Annotated in this window: 15 protein-coding genes; 11 read left to right on the forward strand and 4 right to left on the reverse strand. The window is 65.2% G+C overall.

Annotated features, from left to right (window positions below):
• Positions 1-155: 155 nt before the first annotated feature.
• The 10 genes from QA645_RS09890 (at position 156) to QA645_RS09935 (ending at position 11618) form a co-directional block, all read left to right on the forward strand.
• Complete coding sequence (locus tag QA645_RS09890) at positions 156-950, forward strand: MetQ/NlpA family ABC transporter substrate-binding protein (protein WP_283049889.1); 795 nt, start codon at positions 156-158, stop codon at positions 948-950.
• 131 nt (positions 951-1081) lie between these two features.
• Positions 1082-2116: a putative FMN-dependent luciferase-like monooxygenase gene (locus QA645_RS09895; RefSeq protein WP_283049891.1), complete on the forward strand. Its 1035-nt coding sequence runs from the start codon at positions 1082-1084 to the stop codon at positions 2114-2116.
• 32 nt (positions 2117-2148) lie between these two features.
• Entirely contained in the window at positions 2149-2748 is a 600-nt protein-coding gene (locus tag QA645_RS09900; protein WP_283053152.1) for a CMD domain protein, read from the forward strand.
• 14 nt (positions 2749-2762) lie between these two features.
• The gene (locus QA645_RS09905; protein ID WP_283049893.1) at positions 2763-3341 is read left to right on the forward strand and encodes an alkylhydroperoxidase domain protein; all 579 of its coding nucleotides are present in this window, start codon (positions 2763-2765) and stop codon (positions 3339-3341) included.
• 62 nt (positions 3342-3403) lie between these two features.
• Entirely contained in the window at positions 3404-4561 is a 1158-nt protein-coding gene (locus tag QA645_RS09910) for an ABC transporter substrate-binding protein (protein WP_283049894.1), read from the forward strand.
• A 53-nt stretch (positions 4562-4614) separates the two neighbouring features.
• On the forward strand, positions 4615-6438 hold the full coding sequence (locus QA645_RS09915; protein WP_283049896.1) for an ABC transporter permease: 1824 nt from the start codon (positions 4615-4617) through the stop codon (positions 6436-6438).
• Positions 6438-7286, forward strand: coding sequence for an ABC transporter ATP-binding protein (locus tag QA645_RS09920; RefSeq protein WP_283049898.1), 849 nt, complete (start codon positions 6438-6440; stop codon positions 7284-7286). The genes QA645_RS09915 and QA645_RS09920 overlap by 1 nt, the downstream gene beginning before the upstream one ends.
• Positions 7283-8023, forward strand: a complete 741-nt coding sequence (locus QA645_RS09925) for an ABC transporter ATP-binding protein (protein WP_283049900.1) — start codon at positions 7283-7285, stop codon at positions 8021-8023. Before QA645_RS09920 ends, QA645_RS09925 begins: the two co-directional genes overlap by 4 nt.
• Before the next feature lie 231 nt (positions 8024-8254).
• Positions 8255-9322 carry a HoxN/HupN/NixA family nickel/cobalt transporter gene (locus tag QA645_RS09930; protein ID WP_283049903.1) on the forward strand — a complete coding sequence of 356 codons (1068 nt, stop codon included), beginning with the start codon at positions 8255-8257 and terminating at the stop codon, positions 9320-9322.
• Complete coding sequence (locus tag QA645_RS09935; protein ID WP_283049905.1) at positions 9303-11618, forward strand: TonB-dependent receptor; 2316 nt, start codon at positions 9303-9305, stop codon at positions 11616-11618. The genes QA645_RS09930 and QA645_RS09935 overlap by 20 nt, the downstream gene beginning before the upstream one ends.
• Before the next feature lie 11 nt (positions 11619-11629).
• Here the strand turns inward: QA645_RS09935 and QA645_RS09940 are convergent, their stop codons facing one another.
• Entirely contained in the window at positions 11630-13141 is a 1512-nt protein-coding gene (locus QA645_RS09940) for an ATP-binding protein (RefSeq protein ID WP_283049907.1), read from the reverse strand.
• Between the two features lie 356 nt (positions 13142-13497).
• Here QA645_RS09940 and QA645_RS09945 point away from each other — a divergent pair, with 356 nt between their 5' ends.
• Entirely contained in the window at positions 13498-14562 is a 1065-nt protein-coding gene (locus QA645_RS09945; RefSeq protein ID WP_254133702.1) for a 2-dehydropantoate 2-reductase, read from the forward strand.
• An 831-nt stretch (positions 14563-15393) separates the two neighbouring features.
• On the opposite strand, the gene QA645_RS09950 is transcribed toward QA645_RS09945, so the two are convergent.
• The 3 genes from QA645_RS09950 to flgF all read right to left on the reverse strand — a co-directional run bounded on the left by QA645_RS09950 (position 15394) and on the right by flgF (position 18975).
• A complete protein-coding gene (locus QA645_RS09950; RefSeq protein WP_254133701.1) occupies positions 15394-16029 on the reverse strand; it encodes a MarR family transcriptional regulator in 636 nt (211 codons plus the stop codon).
• An 855-nt stretch (positions 16030-16884) separates the two neighbouring features.
• Positions 16885-18210, reverse strand: coding sequence for a flagellar protein export ATPase FliI (gene fliI / locus QA645_RS09955; RefSeq protein WP_254195136.1), 1326 nt, complete (start codon positions 18208-18210; stop codon positions 16885-16887).
• Positions 18211-18246: 36 nt separating this feature from the next.
• Positions 18247-18975: a flagellar basal-body rod protein FlgF gene (gene flgF / locus QA645_RS09960; protein WP_283049911.1), complete on the reverse strand. Its 729-nt coding sequence runs from the start codon at positions 18973-18975 to the stop codon at positions 18247-18249.

Genomic DNA, 18975 nt, shown 5'->3' on the forward strand with positions numbered 1-18975 from the left:
TGATACACCTCACGCTTGTCGACGCGGCCGTTCGTTTCTCCTTTGCCGCCGAAATGGAGAAGCGTTGCCCGCCGCAGGCGGCAAATTTGGATTTCCATTTCATTGATTTCGCCTGGCAGAGAAGCGAATACGGTTCCAATCATTGCCGCCGAGTCATGGAGACCAAGATGTCGTTTCGTCCCGCCCTGATCCTCGCAACCGTGCTCGCCGCATGGTCGGCTGCAGCCGGCGCCGAGACCATCAAGATCGGCGTGACACCGGGCCCGCACGCACAGATCTTCGAGGCGGTGAAGCCGGTTGCCGCCAAACAGGGGCTCGACATCCAGCTCATCGAGTTCTCCGACTATGTGGTGCCGAACGCGGCGCTCGATGCCGGCGATATCCAGGCCAATTCGTTCCAGAACCAGCCTTACCTGGACAACCAGAAGGCCGACCGCGGCTACAAGATCGAGTCGGTTGCGCTCACCGTGAATTTCCCGATCGGTGTCTATTCAAAGAAGCACAAGAGCTGGGCTGACATTCCCGACGGCGGCAAGATCTCGATTCCGAACGATCCGACCAATGGCGGCCGCGTGCTGCTGCTCTTGCGCGACAAGGGCGTGATCAAGCTGAAGGACGGTACCGGCTTCAAGCCGACCGTGCTTGATGTTACCGAGAATCCCAAGAAGCTGAAATTCATCGAGGTCGATGCGGCCCAGGCGCCGCGCGCGCTCGACGACGTCGATGCAGCCGCGATCAACACCAATTATGCAACCCAGGCGGGCCTCGATCCGGTCAAGGATCCGATCCTGCGCGAGGACCCGAAGGGCCCCTATGTCAACCTGATCGCGGTGCGCGCCGCCGACAAGGACAAGCCCTGGGTCAAGATCCTGGTCGACAGCTACCACACGGCGGAGGTGAAGGAGTTCATCCTCACCAAGTTCAAGGGCGCGGTGCTGCCGAGCTGGTAGGCAATCTGCCTGGCCAGGCTCCAGCTCAGGGGGCCGATCCCGGCGGTCAGCCTTGCGCATTGCCCGCTTGTCTCGGGCCGCGGCAACCGACATCATCGGGGTCGTGGCCATCCTCGCCCGACAGGGGTCGTATGAAACGCTTTGCAAACCTGAAACGCCTGGGCTTCTTCACGCGGCTGCTCGACGAGGCGCCGCCGGCGGAGCGATATCGCTTCGCCGCCGAACAGATCGTCCGGGCCGAGAAGGCCGGTCTCGATTCCGCGTGGATCGCGCAGCACCATTTTCACGAGCGCGAGGGCGGGCTGCCGTCGCCCTTCACCTTCCTCGGCTATGTCGCGGCCCAGACCTCGCGCATTCGCCTTGGTACCGGCATCGTCACCTTGCCGCTGGAGAGCGCGGTGCGGGTGGCGGAGGACGCCGCTGTGCTCGATCTGCTCTGCAACGGCCGGTTCGAGCTCGGTGTCGGCACCGGGGGCAACCCGTCCGCGTTTGCCGCCTTTGGCCTCGACGGCACCCAGCGCAACGAGATTTTCGCGCGCAATCTCGAGGTGGTCCGTAAGGCGCTGACCGGCAAGCAGCTCGACGGCGGCGATACGCTCTATCCGCAGCGGCCGCAATTGGACAAGCGCATCTGGCAGGCGACATTCTCGGTGGCGGGCGGCGCGCGCGCCGGCAAGGCCGGCGACGGCCTGCTGCTCTCGCGCACCCAGCCGCGGGCCAAGGACGCGCCGAAGGCGACGCTTGCCGAGATTCAGAACTCGATCATCGATGCCTATCTTGCGGCGCTGCCGCCGGGTGCCGAGCCGCGCATCATGGCGTCGCGCAGCGTGTTCGTTGCCGACGATCATCGCGAGGCTTTGAGGCTCGCCGATATCGGGCTGCGCCGCGCGCTTCCGCAGTTCATGAAAGGCGGTCACCTTCCTCCGGGCGAGACGCTGGAGGAGATGATCACGGCGTTTGATACCCATGTCGGCGGCGCCGACGAGGTCATTGCCTCGCTGCGCACCGACGCGACGCTGGAGCGGGTGACCGATCTGGTGTTCCAGGTTCACTCGGTCGATGCGCCGCATCCTTACGTCCTGCGCTCGATCGAACTCGTGGCCGACAAGGTCGCGCCGGCGCTGGGCTGGACCCGGACCGCGCCCGAAGTGGCGCTGGCGGGCTAGTCGGTATTTGCGGAATTGCACGAGGCTGAATGATGGCGACGACGGATATCATCGATAAACTTGCCGGGATCGAACCGGGCTCAGCTCTGGACGCTATTCGCGCCAAGCGCCTGCAGGCGCGCGAGAACGCGCAAAAGAGCTATCTCTCTCTGTTCGAGCCGATCGACGCCGGCGATTTCTCGCTTGTCGAGCGCGCCGCGGTCGCGGCCTTCGTGACCGGGCTCCACGGCGAATCCCCCGTCGCGACCTTCTATCGCGACAAGCTCGCGGCGAGTGCGGGTGGCGCGGCGCTGCTTGAAGCGATCGACGCCGAGATTGCGCGCGGCAGGACCTCGGGGCCGTATGGCTCGTTTCCTGCCGGTCCGCTGTCGGTCGAGAACACGGCCGGCCTGATTTATCGCGTCAGCGCGGCGAGCAAGTCCGTTCTCGGCGCCCGGCTCGTCGCGGCCCTCGAGCACGCGCATCTGCTGGTGTTCCGGCCGCGCGATGCGGCGTCCACCGACATGAAGGCGCTGTTGGCCGCCGGCTGGTCGAATACCGGCATCGTCACGTTCTCTCAACTTGTCGCATTCCTGTCGTTCCAGGTGCGGGTCGTCAGCGGCTTGCGCACGCTCGCCGCAGCGAACGCATAAGAGGAGGCCGCATCATGAGCGCCACCGTCAATCCGCCCGTCGTATTCACCCAGGATGAGCTTGGCTGGGTCTCCTGGATCGAGCCGCTGCCCGAGGCCGAGCTGACCGAGCGGCATTTCAATGGCCTGGTCGATCGCGCCCGCGCCAAGTCGGAATATTTCCGTCTGCTGGTGCGCGATCCCGAGGTGCTGGAAGCCCGCACCAAGACCGACAAGGACATCTTCTACAACATCGCCGACGGCCTGCCGCGCGCCGAGCGTGAGCTCGCGGCGGCGGCGACCTCGCGCTACAACGGCTGCATCTATTGCGCCTCGGTGCATGCGCGCTTCGCCAGCACCTATTCCAAGCGCCGCGAGGACGTGCAGAAGCTGCTCGACGAAGGCGTCAACGCCGATCTCGGCGAACGCTGGAACGCCGTGGTCAAGGCTTCGGTGGCGCTTGCGTCGACGCCGATCGCGTTCGGCCCCGACAATATCAAGGAGCTGCGCAGTGCGGGCCTCGACGATGCCGAGATCGTCGACGTCATCAACGGCGCCTCGTTCTTCAACTGGGCGAACCGGCTGATGCTGTCGCTCGGTGAACCCTCGAAATAGCCAATCTCACCGGCACAAGAATTGCTGCTTTGTTTGTAACACCTGACTGGATGGAGCCGTGCATGAGCAACATCAATCGCCGAACCCTGGTGAAGGGCTCGCTCGCCGCCGCAATTGCAGGAACATCGCTCTCGCGGGCAGCCTTTGCCGACAGCGCCGAGCCGATCCTGCTCGGCGTCAGCGGTCCCCTCACGGGGCCGAACGCGCAATATGGCACGCAGTGGAAGCAGGGTTTTGACCTCGCGCTCGATGAGATCCTGGCCGGCGGTGGCATCAACGGTCGCAAGCTCGCCTATCAATTCGAGGACAGCCAGAGCGACCCGCGCCAGTCGGTGGCGATCGCCCAGAAGTTCGTGTCCGATCCCAAGATCGTGCTGGAGCTCGGCGATTTCTCCAGCCCCGCCTCGATGGCGGCCTCGCCGATCTACCAGCGCGGCGGCCTCGTGCAGTTCGGCTTCACCAATTCGCACCCCGACTTCACCAAGGGCGGCGACTTCATGTGGAGCACCTCGGTGAGCCAGGCCGACGAACAGCCGCTGCTGGCAGCCTATGCCGTGAAGAAGCTCGGCTTGAAAAAGCTTGCCGTGCTGCACCTCAACACCGATTGGGGCCGCACCAGCCGCGACTACTTCAACAACGCCGCCAAGGAATATGGCGCCGAGATCGCCATCACCGAGGGCTATATCGCCGAGGAGCGTGACTTCCGCTCCACGCTGGTCCGTGTGCGCGACGCCAATCCGGACGGGCTGGTCCTGATCTCCTACTATTCCGACGGTGCGCTGATCGCGCGCCAGGCGCGGCAGGTCGGGCTGAAGCAGGTGATCTGCGCCGCGAGCTCGGTCTACTCGCCGAAATTCCTCGAGCTCGGCGGCGACGCCGTCGAGGACGTTCATGTCGGCACGCGCTACTTCCCGGAGGATCCGCGTCCCGAGGTCCAGAAATTCATCGCCGGCTTCAAGAAGAAGTACAACGGGCTCGAGCCCGACGCCTTCAACGCCTATGCCTATGACGCGATGAACATGGCGGCCGCCGTGGTGAAGATCGGTGGCCCCGATCGCAAGGCGATCCGCGATGCCTTCGCCAAGGTCAAGGACGTCCCGAGCGTCATCTTCGGCACGGCGACGTTCGACGTCGCGACCCGCCGGGTCAAGGGCGCGATGAATGCCGAGCTCGTCGTGCGCAAGGGCCAGTTCTCGCTTTGGGACGGCAAGCCGACCTGACATGATGGCCGGAGCGGGGGCTCCGGCCGCTTTTCTCTGATTGGGACTATCGCGTGTCTTCCTGGCTCGACTACACCATCAACGGGCTGATCGTCGGCAATGTCTACGCCCTCGTTGCGGTCGGGCTCGCGCTGATCTTCGGCGTCAGCCGGCTGATCAATTTCGCACAGGGGTCGATCTACCTCGTCGGCGCCTATATCGGCTGGGTCGCGGTGGTGCAGCTGCACACGCCCTTGCCGCTCACCATCATCCTCGTCGCGGTGGTGGCCGCTTTGGTTGGGCTGATCATCGAGCGGTTCGGCCTGCGGCCGCTGCAGAACTCGGTGCGCATCGCGCCTCTGCTGGCGACGATCGGCATCAGCTTCGTGCTCGACCAGCTGGTGATGCTGACCTTCTCGCCCAATCCGCGCGCGTTGCCGAGCCAGTTGCCGGACGTGCGTTTCCAGGTCGGCGGCGGCACGATCGGGCCGCTGGATCTGCTCATCGCCGGTGTCGGCATTTCCAGCGCGCTCTTGCTGTTCGTGTTCCTGCGCTACAGCAAGCTCGGCTGGGCGGTGCGCGCGGCCTCGCAGGATCGCGACGCCGCGATGCAGATGGGCGTCGATGTCAACCGCGTCAACCAGGCGGTGTTCGGCATTGCGGCTGCGCTTGGCGGCGTCTCCGGCCTGCTGGTCGGCATGTACTACAACCAGATCGACACCGCGATGAGCCTGCAGGCCACGCTCAAGGGCGTCGTCGCGGAAGTCGTCGGCGGCGCCGGCAACGTGCCCGGCGCCGTGGTCGGCAGCCTGTTGCTGGGCCTCGTCGAGAGCTACGGCGTCGCCGTGTTCGGCACCAGCTATCGCAACCTGTTCGCCTTCCTGCTGCTGGTCGTGGTGCTGGTGCTGCGGCCGAACGGCCTGTTCGCCAGCGCCCGGCAGGCGCCGCCGGAGCCGCTCACCGGCACCTTCATCGCGCCGAGCCGGCCGGTGCGCATTCCGCGCTGGGCCTTGGCTCTCGCGGTCGCTGCGTTCGCGATCCTGCCGCTGCTTCCGGTGTCCTTCTACGTGCTGCAGACCCTGATCAATGCCTGGCTGCTCGGCATGCTCGCGCTCAGCCTGACGCTCGTCGCGGGCACAGTCGGCCAGGTTTCGCTGGGGCACGCCGCGCTGCTCGCGATCGGCGCCTACACGTCCGCGCTGCTGTCGCTGGCACTTAACGTTCCCGTCGGTCTCGCCATCATCGCCGGCGGCCTGATGAGCGCCGCGCTCGGCACGATCCTGATCTCGCCGTCGTTCCGGCTGCGCGGCCATTATGTCTCGATCGCGACGCTCGCCATCGGCGAGATCGTTTCGCTGGTGATCCTGAACTGGGAAAGCGTCACCCGCGGCCCGATCGGCATCTCCGGCATCCCGCCGCTGTCGCTGTTCGGCTACGACCTGATCAGCCCCACGTCGATCTACTGGTTCAGCTTTGCCGTGATGGTCGTGCTGGCGCTGCTGCAGGCGCGGCTGCTCTCGTCGCATCTCGGCCGCAGCTTCCGTGCCATCCGCGACGACGACATCGCCGCGCGTGCCTATGGCCTCAGCCTGAACCGCTACAAGTCGCTCGCCTTCATCTTCGGCGGGTTCGCAGCCGGCGTCAGCGGCGGCATTGCCGCGCATCTCTACTCCTATATCAACCACGAGACCTTCAACACGCAGCAATCCATTCTCGCGCTGACCGTCGTGATCCTCGGCGGCCTCGGCAATGTCGTCGGCGCCATCGTTGGCGCGGTCGCGCTGGTTGGCCTGCCGGAAGTGTTCCGGATCGCGGCGGAGTACCGCATCCTGATCTACGGTATCGTTCTCCTGTTGCTCGTGCGATTCAGGCCGCAGGGCCTGCTGGGGACGATCTGATGGCGGAGGCAAATGCACCGCTGTTGTCCCTGCGCGGGCTGACCCGCCGCTTCGGCGGCCTGACGGCCGTCGACGGTATCGATCTCGATCTCGCCAAGGGTGGGCTCGTCAGCATCATCGGCCCGAACGGTGCCGGCAAGACCACGCTGTTCAATCTCGTCACCGGGCTCGACCGGCCGGATGCGGGCGAGGTTCGTTTCGAGGGACAGGACATCACGGGTCTTTCGCCGGAACGGCTGGCTGGCCGCGGCATCGCGCGGACGTTCCAGCTCGGCCGTGTCTTCGGCAATCTCAGCGTCATGGACAACGTGCTGATCGGCGCGCACACGCGGCTTCGCGCGGTGAAGCCGGCAGTGCCCGTGATCGGTCCGCTGCTTGAATTGGGGCTCGCGCTGTTGCGCCCCTCAAGCGTCAAGGCCGAGGAAGAGAAGCTGCGCGAGGAGGTGAAGGCCATTCTCGCCCGCTTCGGCGAGCGGCTGCTGCCGCGGATCGATCAGCCCGCCTACAGCCTCTCCTACGCCAACCGCCGCCGCGTCGAGATCGCCCGCGCGCTCGCTTTGAAGCCGCGCCTGCTGCTGCTCGATGAGCCGACCGCGGGCATGAACCCGAGCGAGACCGCGGAGATGCAGGCGCTCGTCGCCGAGCTGAAGGCGGAGGGGCTGACCATTCTCCTGATCGAGCACAAGCTGGAGATGGTGATGCGTCTCTCCGACCGCGTCATCGTCATGGACGAGGGCAAGAAGATCGCGGAAGGGCCGGGCGAAGAGGTGCGCAACGATCCCAAGGTGATCGAGGCCTATCTCGGCCACGGCCTGTCCGGGACGACGGAGCAGGAGAGCGCGGCATGACCACGGGCGCACCCGAACCGCTGCTGGCGCTGACCAACGTCAACACGTTCTACGGCCAGGCGCAGGTGCATTTCGACCTGTCCATCACCGTCGGCCGAGGTCATATCGTCTGCCTGCTCGGCGGCAATGCCAGCGGCAAATCGACGACGATGAAGATCATCCTCGGCCTGGTAAAGCCGCGCTCGGGCGAGGTCACGTTCGACGGCGCCTCGCTGATCGGGCTCACCACGCCGCAGATCGTCCGCCGCGGCATCGCCTCGGTGCCGGAGGCGCGGCGGCTGTTCGCTGACATGAGCGTCCGCGAAAACATCCTGATGGGTGCCTTCGTGCGCAACGATCGCGATGCGGTGGCGCGGGATCTCGACAAGATGCTGACGCTGTTTCCAAAGCTTGGCCAGCGGCTGTCGCAGCGGGCAGGCTCCTTGTCCGGCGGCGAGCAGCAGATGGTCGCGATGGCGCGCGCGCTGATGAGCCGCCCCAGGATGATCGTGATGGACGAGCCGACCATGGGTCTGTCTCCGCTCTATGTCGACCGCGTGCTGGAGCTGATCCGCACCATCAACCAGGAGGGCGTCTCGGTCTTCATGGTCGAGCAGAACGCTAGCCTCGCGCTCGAGATCGCGCACGAGGCCTATGTGCTGCAGACCGGCAAGATCGTGCTGTCAGGTTCTGCGCGTACGCTGAAGGACGATCCCCGCGTGCGGGATGCCTATCTCGGCGGGTCCGAGGCGGCGTAGCGGGGTCTCGGCCTTATGGTTCGAGACGCCCGCTGCGCGGGCTCCTCACCATGAGGGTCTGACATTTCGCCGCGGGACAGGGCCTCATCCTGAGGAGCTCGCGCAGCGGGCGTCTCGAAGGATGGCCGCGAGCACTGCCGCAAAACTGTGCCGCCCTTCCGGGATTGCACTGGTCAGTATGATCATTCTATGGAATCATCATACCGTTGACGCAACGAGGCGCGCGGCGGAATGAGTTTCGTGACCAGGTCTGTGCGGGCGGTCGAGCCCGGAATGGTGCTGCTGTTCGGCGGGCTGATCGCCGCCAACATCGCTGCATGGGCCTGGGCCTTCGCGGCGTTCGGCGACCGGCCGGCGGTAATGGCGACAGCGTTGCTCGCCTGGGTGTTCGGCTTGCGCCACGCCGTCGACGCCGACCACATCGCCGCCATCGACAATGTCGTGCGCAAGCTGATGCAGGCGGGTGATACGCCGCGCAGCGTCGGCCTCTATTTCGCGCTCGGCCACTCTACCGTGGTCGTGGTTGCGACTATGCTGCTCGCGCTCGGCGTGGTCAGCCTCGGCGGCGACAGCCTGCTCCGGGAGATCGGCGGCTTCATCGGCACCTCCGTGTCGGCGTTGTTCCTGCTGCTGATCGCCGCCATCAATCTCGTCATCTTCGCCGGCCTCTGGCGGACGTTCCGCGCGGCGCGCGAGCAGGGTGTTCACGACGCCGCCGGCTTGGAGGCGCTGCTCGCCAACCGCGGATTTCTCGCACGGCTGCTCGGCCCGATGTTCCGCCTGGTGACGAAACCGTGGCACATGTTTCCGCTCGGCCTCCTGTTCGGTCTCGGCTTCGACACCGCGACCGAGATCGGGCTGCTCAGCATCTCCGCCACCGAGGCCGCGCGCGGTGCCTCGCTCGCCGATATCCTGGTCTTCCCCGCGCTGTTCGCGTCAGGCATGGCGCTGGTCGATACCGCGGATTCCGCGCTGATGGTGAGCGCCTATCGCTGGGCCTTCGTCGATCCCATGCGCAAGCTCTGGTACAACCTCACGATCACCGGCGCCTCTGTCGCGGTCGCGCTGTTCATCGGCGGCATCGAGGCGCTTGGCCTGATCAGTGATCGGCTTGGCCTGTCCGGCGGCGCATGGGCGCTGGTCGATAGTCTGAACGAGTCGCTCGCCAATGTTGGCTTCGCAGTGATCGCATTGTTTGCGATCGCATGGCTTGTCTCGGTCGTGCTCTACCGCCGCATGTTTGCGGATGGCCCGCGCACGCAAGTGCTCCGAGGGGCCGATGCGACCGAGGCGGCCTGAGTCAAGCTGCCGCTGCGTCACTCTCGCGGCGCTTCCGGCCATCGTTCTGATCGCGGATCCCGGCAAGGCCTTCGCGCAGAGCAGCACCACTCCGCGTGAGCTGCCGCCCGTTGAGGTCAGCGGCGGCGCGGCGCAGCATAACAAGAAGCCGTCCGCAACGCGGCGCGCCGTCAGGCCCGTGGCAACGACGCGCCCTGTGGTCGCCCAGCCGGCGCCGGCTCCGGCAGGAGGGAACGCTGGCGTCGCCTCCGGCGCCAAGAGTGCGCCGAGCATGGCGAGCGAGATGACCTTCTCGGGAGAGGCGATCAACGCACGCATCTTCACACGGCCGGGCGAAGCCCTCGAGGCCGCGCCGGGGCTGATCGTCACGCAGCATTCCGGCGAGGGCAAAGCCAACCAGTATTTTCTGCGCGGCTATAATCTCGATCACGGCACCGATCTTGCGATTTATGTCGACGACGTCCCGGTCAACATGCGCACCCACGCGCATGGCCAGGGTTATGCCGATCTGAACTGGCTGATCCCAGAGACCATCGGCGCGATGGACGTGCGCAAAGGGCCGTATTTCGCCGACGAGGGCGATTTCGCCTCCGTCGGCAGCATCCATATCGGCCTGATCGACCGCACCGAAAAGGGCCTTGCGCAGGTGACCGTCGGCAGCTTTGGCTATCGCCGCCTGCTCGGCATGGACTCGGCCAAGGTCGGCGACGGTTCGCTGCTCGTGGCCGGCGAGCTTGGCACCTATAACGGCCCGTGGGTGAATCCGGACGATGTGAAGAAGCTCAACGGCCTCGTCCGCTACAGCCAGGGCACCGCGACTGACGGCGTCTCCGTCACCGGCATGGCCTATGCCAACAAATGGAATTCCACAGACCAGGTGCCGCAGCGCGCGATCACGAGCGGCTTCCTCGACCGCTTCGGCGCGGAAGATCCAAGCGACGGCGGCAACACCAACCGCTTTGCGCTGTCAGGCCGCGTCGCGCAGAGCGACGATGCGGGTTCCTGGAAGGCCAATGCCTATGTCGTGAAGAGCCAGCTCGACCTCTTCAACAATTTCACCTATTTCCTCAGCGATCCCGTGTTCGGCGACCAGTTTCACCAGCACGACGACCGCCTGATGGCCGGCGCGAATATTTCGCGCACGCTGAACGGCTCGTTCGCTGGGCTGCCGATGCAAACCACCTTCGGCTTGCAATCGCGCTACGATTCGATCGATCTCGCGCTCTCCAACACGTTCCAGCGAAGCTTCCTGTCGAGCGTGCGCAGCGACAAGGTCGGCGAGGGCAGCGTCGGCATCTACGCCGAGAACACCGTGCGCTGGACCGACTGGCTGCGGACGACGGTCGGCTGGCGCGGCGATTACTACAACGCTGATGTCACCTCGCTGTTCAACTCCAGCAATTCCGGTCATGTCGATGCCTCGCTCGGCAGCCCGAAATTCAGGATGGTGTTGGGTCCTTTCAATCAGACCGAATTCTTCCTCGGCGCCGGCTATGGCATGCACTCCAACGACGCGCGCGGCGCGACCACGACGGAAGATCCGAGCGATCCTACCACAAGACTCTCGCCATCGCCGCTTTTGGTGCGCACCCGCGGCGCCGAGGTTGGCGTCCGCACCAGGATCATTCCCGGCCTCGATTCCTCGTTCAGCGTCTTCATCCTCGACCAGGATTCCGAGATCCTGTTCTCGGGCGACGCCGGCGACACCGAGGCGACCCGCGCCAGCCGCCGCTACGGTTTTGAGTGGACCAACCACTATCGCCCGCGCTCCTGGATCGACATCGATGCCGATCTCGCCATGACGCATGCGCGCTTCCGCGGCTATGATTTCGATCAGGCGGACGTCTACGCCTCGCTCGCCGGCGATCCCGAGGCGCAGATTGGCAACGCGCCCGGAAATTACATTCCGAATGCGCCGCCGATGGTGGCCTCGGCCGGCATCACGCTCGGCGAGAAGACCGGCTGGTTCGGTGGTGTGCGCTGGCGCTATCTGGCGGCGAGTCCATTGACGGAGGACAATGCTTTCCGCTCGTCAGCGACCGGCATCTTCAACGGTCGCGTGGGTTATCGCGCCGACAATGGCTGGCGCATCCAGCTCGACGTGCTCAATCTCTTCAACACGCAGGCAAACCAGATCACCTACGCCTATGGTTCGCTGCTCAAGACCGACACGCTCTATAATCTCTGCACCGGCAGCGTCGCGCCGGCCGCGGTCTGCCAGAACGGCGTGATGGACTACGTGCTGCACCCGGTCGAGCCGCTGACATTTCGCGTGACGGTGGCGGGGACGTTCTAATAGCCTCAAGGCTAAGCCGACGCAGCGCTCGGCATCTGCTCCGCCGGCTGATCGTCGCCATTCGGATCACCCGGCGCCGTCGCCCACGCGAGCTCGACCAGCGTCACGAACCTGCGTCCGCCGCCGTCGAGCTGGACGACGATCAGGCCTTGCTCCTCCATATAGCCGAGCAGGCGCTGGGCCCGGCGCAGCGAATGTGAGCCGTAAGCGCGTGCGATCGCGGCGTCGCCGGGGCAGGGCCAGCCTTCCTTGGCGGCCCGCGCGATCATCATGAACACGCCCTGCATGTCGTCAGGCAGGATCGAGGCGCGCAACGTCACCTCCTGCCAGGCGTCGTCATCGGCGATCTCAGTGCCGAGGCCTGCGCGTGCATGCGTCAGCATGCGGCGGAATTCGGTGAGATCAGGCACCGACGCGCCGAGGCCTTCGATGCGGCAGCGGACCACGAATTCCTGATAGAGCACGCCGATGGCGCGGAAGCCGGCATCGGGCGCGGCCAGCACGGCGCGCAACGTCCGATCCACGCGCTCGCGCCGTTCCGCGAGCTCTTCGGCACTGATCGGTTCCTCGACCACGTCGGGGCTGACCTCGGGCGCCGCGGCCTTGGCGGCACGGAGTTGCTCGAGCAGGTCAGGCGCAGGCCGGCGCTGCGGCCGGCTGGCATCCGGCGGCGGCGCGGCCAGGATCACGGCGCGGGCATCCTCCAGCGTCGCTTCGGGCAGCGGCATCAGCCGCGGCGTCGAATTGCGTGGGGAGGTGTCGGTCGGGCCGATGTTCAGCCGCAACGGACGCCGCGACAGCGCAGGTCCGAGCGCCATGAACTGCCCGCGCTCGAGATCGCGAAAGGCTTCCGCCTGCCGCCGCTCCATGCCGAGCAGATCGGCGGCGCGCGCCATGTCGATGTCGAGGAAGGTGCGGCCCATCAGGAAGTTCGAGGCTTCGGCCGCGACGTTCTTGGCGAGCTTTGCCAAACGTTGCGTCGCGATAATGCCGGCGAGCCCGCGCTTGCGGCCGCGGCACATCAGATTGGTCATGGCGCTGAGCGAGAGTTTTCGCGCCTCGTCCGACACCTCGCCGGCGACCGCCGGTGCAAACAGCTGCGCCTCGTCGACCACCACCAGCATCGGATACCAATGGTCGCGCTCCACGTCGAACAAGCCGCCGAGGAACGCGGCCGCGCGCCGCATCTGGTTCTCGGCGTCCAGCCCTTCGAGATTAAGCACGGTCGAGACCCGATGCAGCCGGGCGCGTTCACCGGCAACCTGAAGGCCGCGCTCAGTGTGATCCTCGGCCTCGATCACCAGGTGGCCGAAGCGCTCGGCCAACGTGACGAAATCGCCTTCGGGATCGATGATCGTCTGCTGCACCCATGGCGCGCTCTGCTCGAGCAGGCGCCGCAACAGATGCGACTTGCCGGAGCCGGAATTGCCCTGCACCAGGAGGCGGGTCGCCAAGAGTTCCTCGAGGTCCATGGCCGCCGCGGCGCCCGCCGTGGTCAACCCCATCTCGATCGCAACCGTCATCCCGACTCAGGCCCTTCCATTCGCGGACAGGGGCTTATCAATCGGATCGGGATGCGTCGAGCGAAACACGGCGAATCGCGCCGTGTTGCCCACGGTGGATTTTCAACTGGGATTCGAAAGCCGTAGAACTGCGGGCCGTTCCGCGGGCGAGGTCCGCGATGACGCCGGAATTCGGTAAAATCGCAATCGCGTCGACAACCAAGTTGGTGGTTCCGTCCACGAGGCGGAATATCCGGCGTATCCTTGTATGCATTATCCCAGTTGCCATTCCCGGCCAGTTTGCCTTAGATGCTGCAACGCACCCGCGGGCAACGGCCGGGGCTCAAAAAATCACACAAGATATCGAGGGGACGAACATGGCGCGTAACGTTCTGATTCTGGGTGCTTCCTACGGCTCCCTGCTGGGTACCAAGCTCTTGATGGCCGGGCACAACGTGACCCTGGTCTGCCGTGCCAAGACCGCGGAACTGATCAACCGCGACGGTACCGAGGTGCGCATCAAGCTGCGTGACGAGGCGGTGCACCGCGCGATCTTCTCGCGCGACCTGCCCGGCAAGCTCGACGCGGTGACGCCGCAGAATGTCGACGTCTCCCGCTATGACCTTGTCGGCCTGGCGATGCAGGAGCCGCAATACACCAACCACACGGTCCGCATGCTGATGGTCAAGATCGCCGCGGCGAAGCTGCCGTGCCTGTCGATCATGAACATGCCGCCGCTGCCTTATCTCAAGCGCATTCCGGCGCTCGCCGACATGGATCTCGAGGAGGCCTACACCAATGCGCAGGTATGGGAACGCTTCGAGCCGGGGTTGGTGACGCTGTGTTCGCCCGATCCGCAGGCCTTCCGTCCGCCGGAGGAAGCGGCCAACGTGCTGCATGTCGGCCTGCCCACGAACTTCAAGGCCTCGGCCTTTGCCGACGACAAGCACAACAAGGTGCTGCGCGAACTCGAGGCCGACATCGATGCAGTGACGCTCGACGGCCATGACGTGCCGGTGAAGCTGAAAGTGTTCGAGTCGCTGTTCGTGCCGCTGGCCAAGTGGTCGATGCTGCTTACCGGCAACTACCGCTGCATCACGCCAAACGAGCCGCAGTCGATCCGCGACGCCGTGCATGGCGACCTCGCGCGCTCGCAGACGATCTACGACCATGTCGACGCCATCGCCCGCCGCCTCGGCGCCGATCCGCAGGACCAGGTGCCCTTTGCGAAATACGCCAAGGCGGCCGAAAGCCTGCTCAAGCCGTCGTCGGCGGCGCGGGCTGTGGCCGGCGGCGCACCCTTCATCGAGCGCGTCGATCTTCTGGTGAAACTGATCTCGCATCAGATCGGCGCGCCCAATGCCGAGATCGACCGTACGGTCGACACCGTCGACCAGAAGCTGAACGAGAAGATCGTGCAGGGCGGATCGGGCGCGCAGTAACGGCGCGCGCCGTTCACCGGCGCCCGACGGGCAAAACACCTGCGAAAGCTGTCAATCGGCGCCGGCGAAAATATTCCACTTTACCGAAATTCGGAAATGGCGTATGTGTCGCCCATCCCGGCTCGACCTGGAGGGGCGATCGTACGTCGTCACTGATTGCGAGCCGGGCTTGCGGTGGACGCGGCAGCGTCGGCGCGAGAGGTGCGGGCAGGGCGGGTAGTCCCTGTGAGCCCGAAACCGCGCGTGGATGAGCGGCGCTGTCAGGTTCGTCTCGCCAACATTCTTGCGGCGCGTGTGCACACTGCCGCAAGACCCTGTGGCACCAGGCGAACGCGCGTACGGCAAAACCGTGTGGTCCTGGCCGTCGTCGCTACGGTCAAGCCTGTCGCGGAGGTGTGGAGCGTCCAACCGGATCAACCACATCGCTAATTCGCGAGGCGAGGGAGGCCAGAAGGAATTCGGCTCCCGGGAGAGCACGGCATAAGCCGTCAACCCATCGCGCAGGGAAGGCCGAGTGATTGGCACCACCTGTATGCTGCTGTGCGGTTTTCTCTGCGCTACATTTTCGCGCAGCGGACCGCGGGTGCGAGGTCAGCACCCGGCCTTCCCTGCGCCCTCTTGGACAAAGAGGGTGGCGAGACCAGGCAAAGCTCGGGCGAATTAAGCCGCGAGGGTGCGAAGGTGTGTCTGCAGTTGAAGGGACAGTAGGATGTGTAGAGCACTTGCGAAACCCATCATGGCTCCGCGAGGACGAACAGCGATGGGTTTCGCTTCGCTCTACCCATCCTACGAACTGAACCGTGTGTTGGACAAACGCCGCGCGCGGCTGCTTCAACTCTGGCTTGCCACGCGCGCGCGATCGAGATGCTCCTCGATCTTGGGGCGATCACGGGTGCGCTCGAAGCTGGTGCAGAGCAGCTCCGTCTCCTCGAGCGAGACGGGCGCGCGATACAGCCGGCACATGAATTCGGCGGTGGCGCGTCCCTTGCCCGTGCTGGGGCTACGCTCGGCCAGGAACATGCAATCGCGGCAGACGCTGGCATCGAGCCGCTGATGGGCTGCGTCGAGATGATTGAGAACCTCGCGGAGCGAGTCGCGCAGATGGACACGATCGTCGGTCTCGAGGGCCCTGACGGCATTGACGACGTGATTGATCGGGTCGTGCTGGCTCAGGCACTTCTCACCCTGCGCGGTGACGTGCAGCACGACAGAACGCTTGTCTTCCTGCGACGGCTTTCGCACCAGGAAGGATTTGCTCTCCAGCGTCTTGACGATCTGCGATGCGGTCGCCCGGGTCGCACCGATGAAGCCGGCGAGCGCGGACGGTGTGCGCGAGAAGCGGTTGGCGCGGCCGAGAAAGCGCAGCGCCATCCATTCCCGATCGCGCAACCCGTGTTGATTGCCTTCGAAATACCAGGCCCTGGCCGCCTGAACCAGCAGCTCGACGGCTTCGCGTGCCAACGGCATAAATTCCTACCTCGCCCCGGGAATCGCGTGTGCGGCGCCCCGAAGCCGCTTTCCACCATGGCGCACGAATGTCTCGCGAGAGTCATGATGCCCATCAATGTCCGATACGTGCGTCGTAGCCGGCTTCAGCGCGAAGCCCTGGAGTGCACGGCACATGACTTGGACTGATGAGCGTCGCAGGACACCGCGCGAGAAACGCTGCTGCCGATGGCATGCCAACCGCAGAGTCGTCGAACGCAAGCCCGAGCTGCCGTCACCGCTGGACGATGGATCGGAGTTGTACAACCGAAGCCCCTGAGTTCAAGTCACACGCAGACGTTTCTTATGGCCCACCGAAACGATGAATGAGCTTCTCAACAAAATCAAGTAGAGACACTCGTGGAGAGCGGATGTCGTTGCAGACGAATGTAACGTTCAAGACAATCTCGCTCTTCAGAACACATGATGGTGAACGCATGTGCAGTCTAGCCGGCTAGATGCACGTAGTTCTACGCGCGTTTGATTGCACTGATATTGCTGTCCGTCGTTGAAGCAAGATGATCGAAGCTTGTGCACCGTAGGCGCCGCGCAACATGAAAATCATCCACAACTTCCGCGATCTGCTTCTGGTCTAGCCTGGACGGCATCAGGGGAACTTGCGGGGATTGCACGTGGCGGTTGTTGTGGTGTTATGCCCTGAGCATCATCCGCGTGTCGTTTTCCACGACCATGCTGACCGTCTCATCCAAATGGTTGAGATTCGCGCGGCGAACATTGCTGGCGAACAAACGCCTATGCAGTTTGTGCCACGACATGCGCGCATCGAGGGCAGGGTACGCGGTCGCGGGTGGCGCGGCTGGCCGGCAGCTTGCGCCGCTAGTCGCCCTTGAGCATGTCCCTGAGCTCGCGGAACGGATCGGCGCTCGGCGGAGCAGAGGCGTCTTGTCGCATGGCGTTGTAGATCCGCGGGACCATGTCGACTGCCTGGTCGAGCCCCGAATCACGTCCCGACTGGTATCCGCCCATCAGGCGAAGGTCGCGGGTATCCTCGTATTTGGCGATCAGGGTGCGCAATTTGCTCACCAATTCGCGCTCCTCCGGGTCCCAGACGTTGTGGGCGAGGCGGGAGACCGAGGCCAGCACGTCCACGGCGGGATAGCGCGCCTGGTCGGCAATGTGCCTGGAGAGCACGATGTGCCCGTCCAGTGTGCTGCGGATGGTGTCGGCGATCGGCTCGTTGTGGTCGTCGCCGTCGACCAGCACGGAGAAGATGCCGGTGATGGTCCCGGAGCCCTCCTCGCCGGGCCCGGCGCGCTCCAGCAGGCGCGGCAGATCGGTGAACACCGTCGGGGCATAGCCGCGTGCCACCGCGGGCTCGCCGGCTGCAAGCGCGACCTCGCGGGCGGCGTGGGCGAAGCGGGTGATCGAATCGACCACGAGCAGCACCGATTCGCCGCGGTCGCGGAAATATTCGGCGACCGCCATTGCCGTTTTCGGCGCCAGTCGCCGCATCATCGGGCTTTCATCACCCGTTGATACGATGGTGATGGAGCGGTGCCGGTCGGTCCCGAGCACGTCCTCGATGAATTCGCGCACCTCGCGGCCGCGCTCGCCGACCAGCGCCAGCACGACGGTGTCAAAGCCCTGGCTGCGGGCGAGCATTGCGAGCAACGTCGATTTGCCGACGCCGGAGCCGGCAAAGATGCCGACGCGCTGGCCGGCGCAGATCGGCGCAAATAGATCGATGACGCGGACGCCGGTGCGCAGCGGCTTGTGCACGCGCGCTCGCTTCATCGCCGGCGGCGCTTCCGTCTCCGCCGAGACCGCGCGCGATCCCGGGGTGAGCGGGCCCATTCCGTCCAGCGGGGCGCCGAGTGCGTTGATGACGCGGCCTTTCCAGCTCGGATCCGGCGCGAACGACAATGCCGGCATGCGATAGGCGACCGAGCCGAGTCCGCCGGCGAATTGCCGGTCGAACGGTTTTGCGATGATGCCTTCGCTGTCGATCCGCACCACCTCGCCGATCTGGGGCTTGCCGCCGGAATTGACGCCGATCAGTTCGCCGAGCTTGACGGCGCGCGACAGGCCGGAGACGCGGAAATGCGTCGGCGCGATCTCGGAGATCGCGCCGCTGATGCTTGCCAGCGGCGTACTCTGCTGGAGTTCGAGCAGCGCCCACTCAAGTTGACGAAGAGCGTTCAAGGAAACCGTCCACCCAAATTACGCGCGACGCGCAGCCTACTTACTCGGATCGCCCAGCGTCCGGATTGCGTTGCTGAGCGTGCTCTCGGTGCCCTCGATCAGCGAATTGGTGCTGTCGAAAGCGCGCGAGGCCGACATCAGCTTTGTCAATTCCATCATCGGGTTAGCGCTGGAGCCCTCGACATAGCCCTGCTTGAAGCCGTCCCGGCTGAAATCGGCGATGGCGGTCGCAGGACGGTCAGGCGTGACGCCGGAATTGCCGTAGCGGTCGAGATCGGCATCGGTCGGAATGCTGAACAGGCCGATGGTGCCGATCTCGTTGTTGTCCTGGGTGACCGCGCCGCTGCGCGAGATCGAGACCGGCCCGCCGTTCGGGTCGAGCGAGATCTGCGCACCGCCGGAATCGATGACGGGGAAGCCCGACACCGTCTGAAGGTCGCCGTTGGCGGCGATCTGGAGCCGGCCGTCGCGGGTATAGACCGTGCCGTTGGGGCCGGCGAAGGCGATCCAGCCCTGTCCGACCACGGCCACGTCGAGCGGGTTGCCGGTCTCGGTGATGTTGCCGGCCTCGCGCGAGATGATGTTCTCGCCGGGCGAGGAGAACGCGACCGGGTTGGCGGCGGCCTTGGACAGCACCGTCTCGAATTTCACCACATCGGTGCGAAAGCCGGACGTGTTGACGTTGGCGACGTTGTTGGCGATCGTCTGGAGGCGCTTTTCGAGCGCGACCTGCGCCGACAATCCCACATAAAGAGCCGATTGCAT

It is taken from the genome of Bradyrhizobium sp. CIAT3101 (assembly GCF_029714945.1).
GTDB lineage: Bacteria > Pseudomonadota > Alphaproteobacteria > Rhizobiales > Xanthobacteraceae > Bradyrhizobium.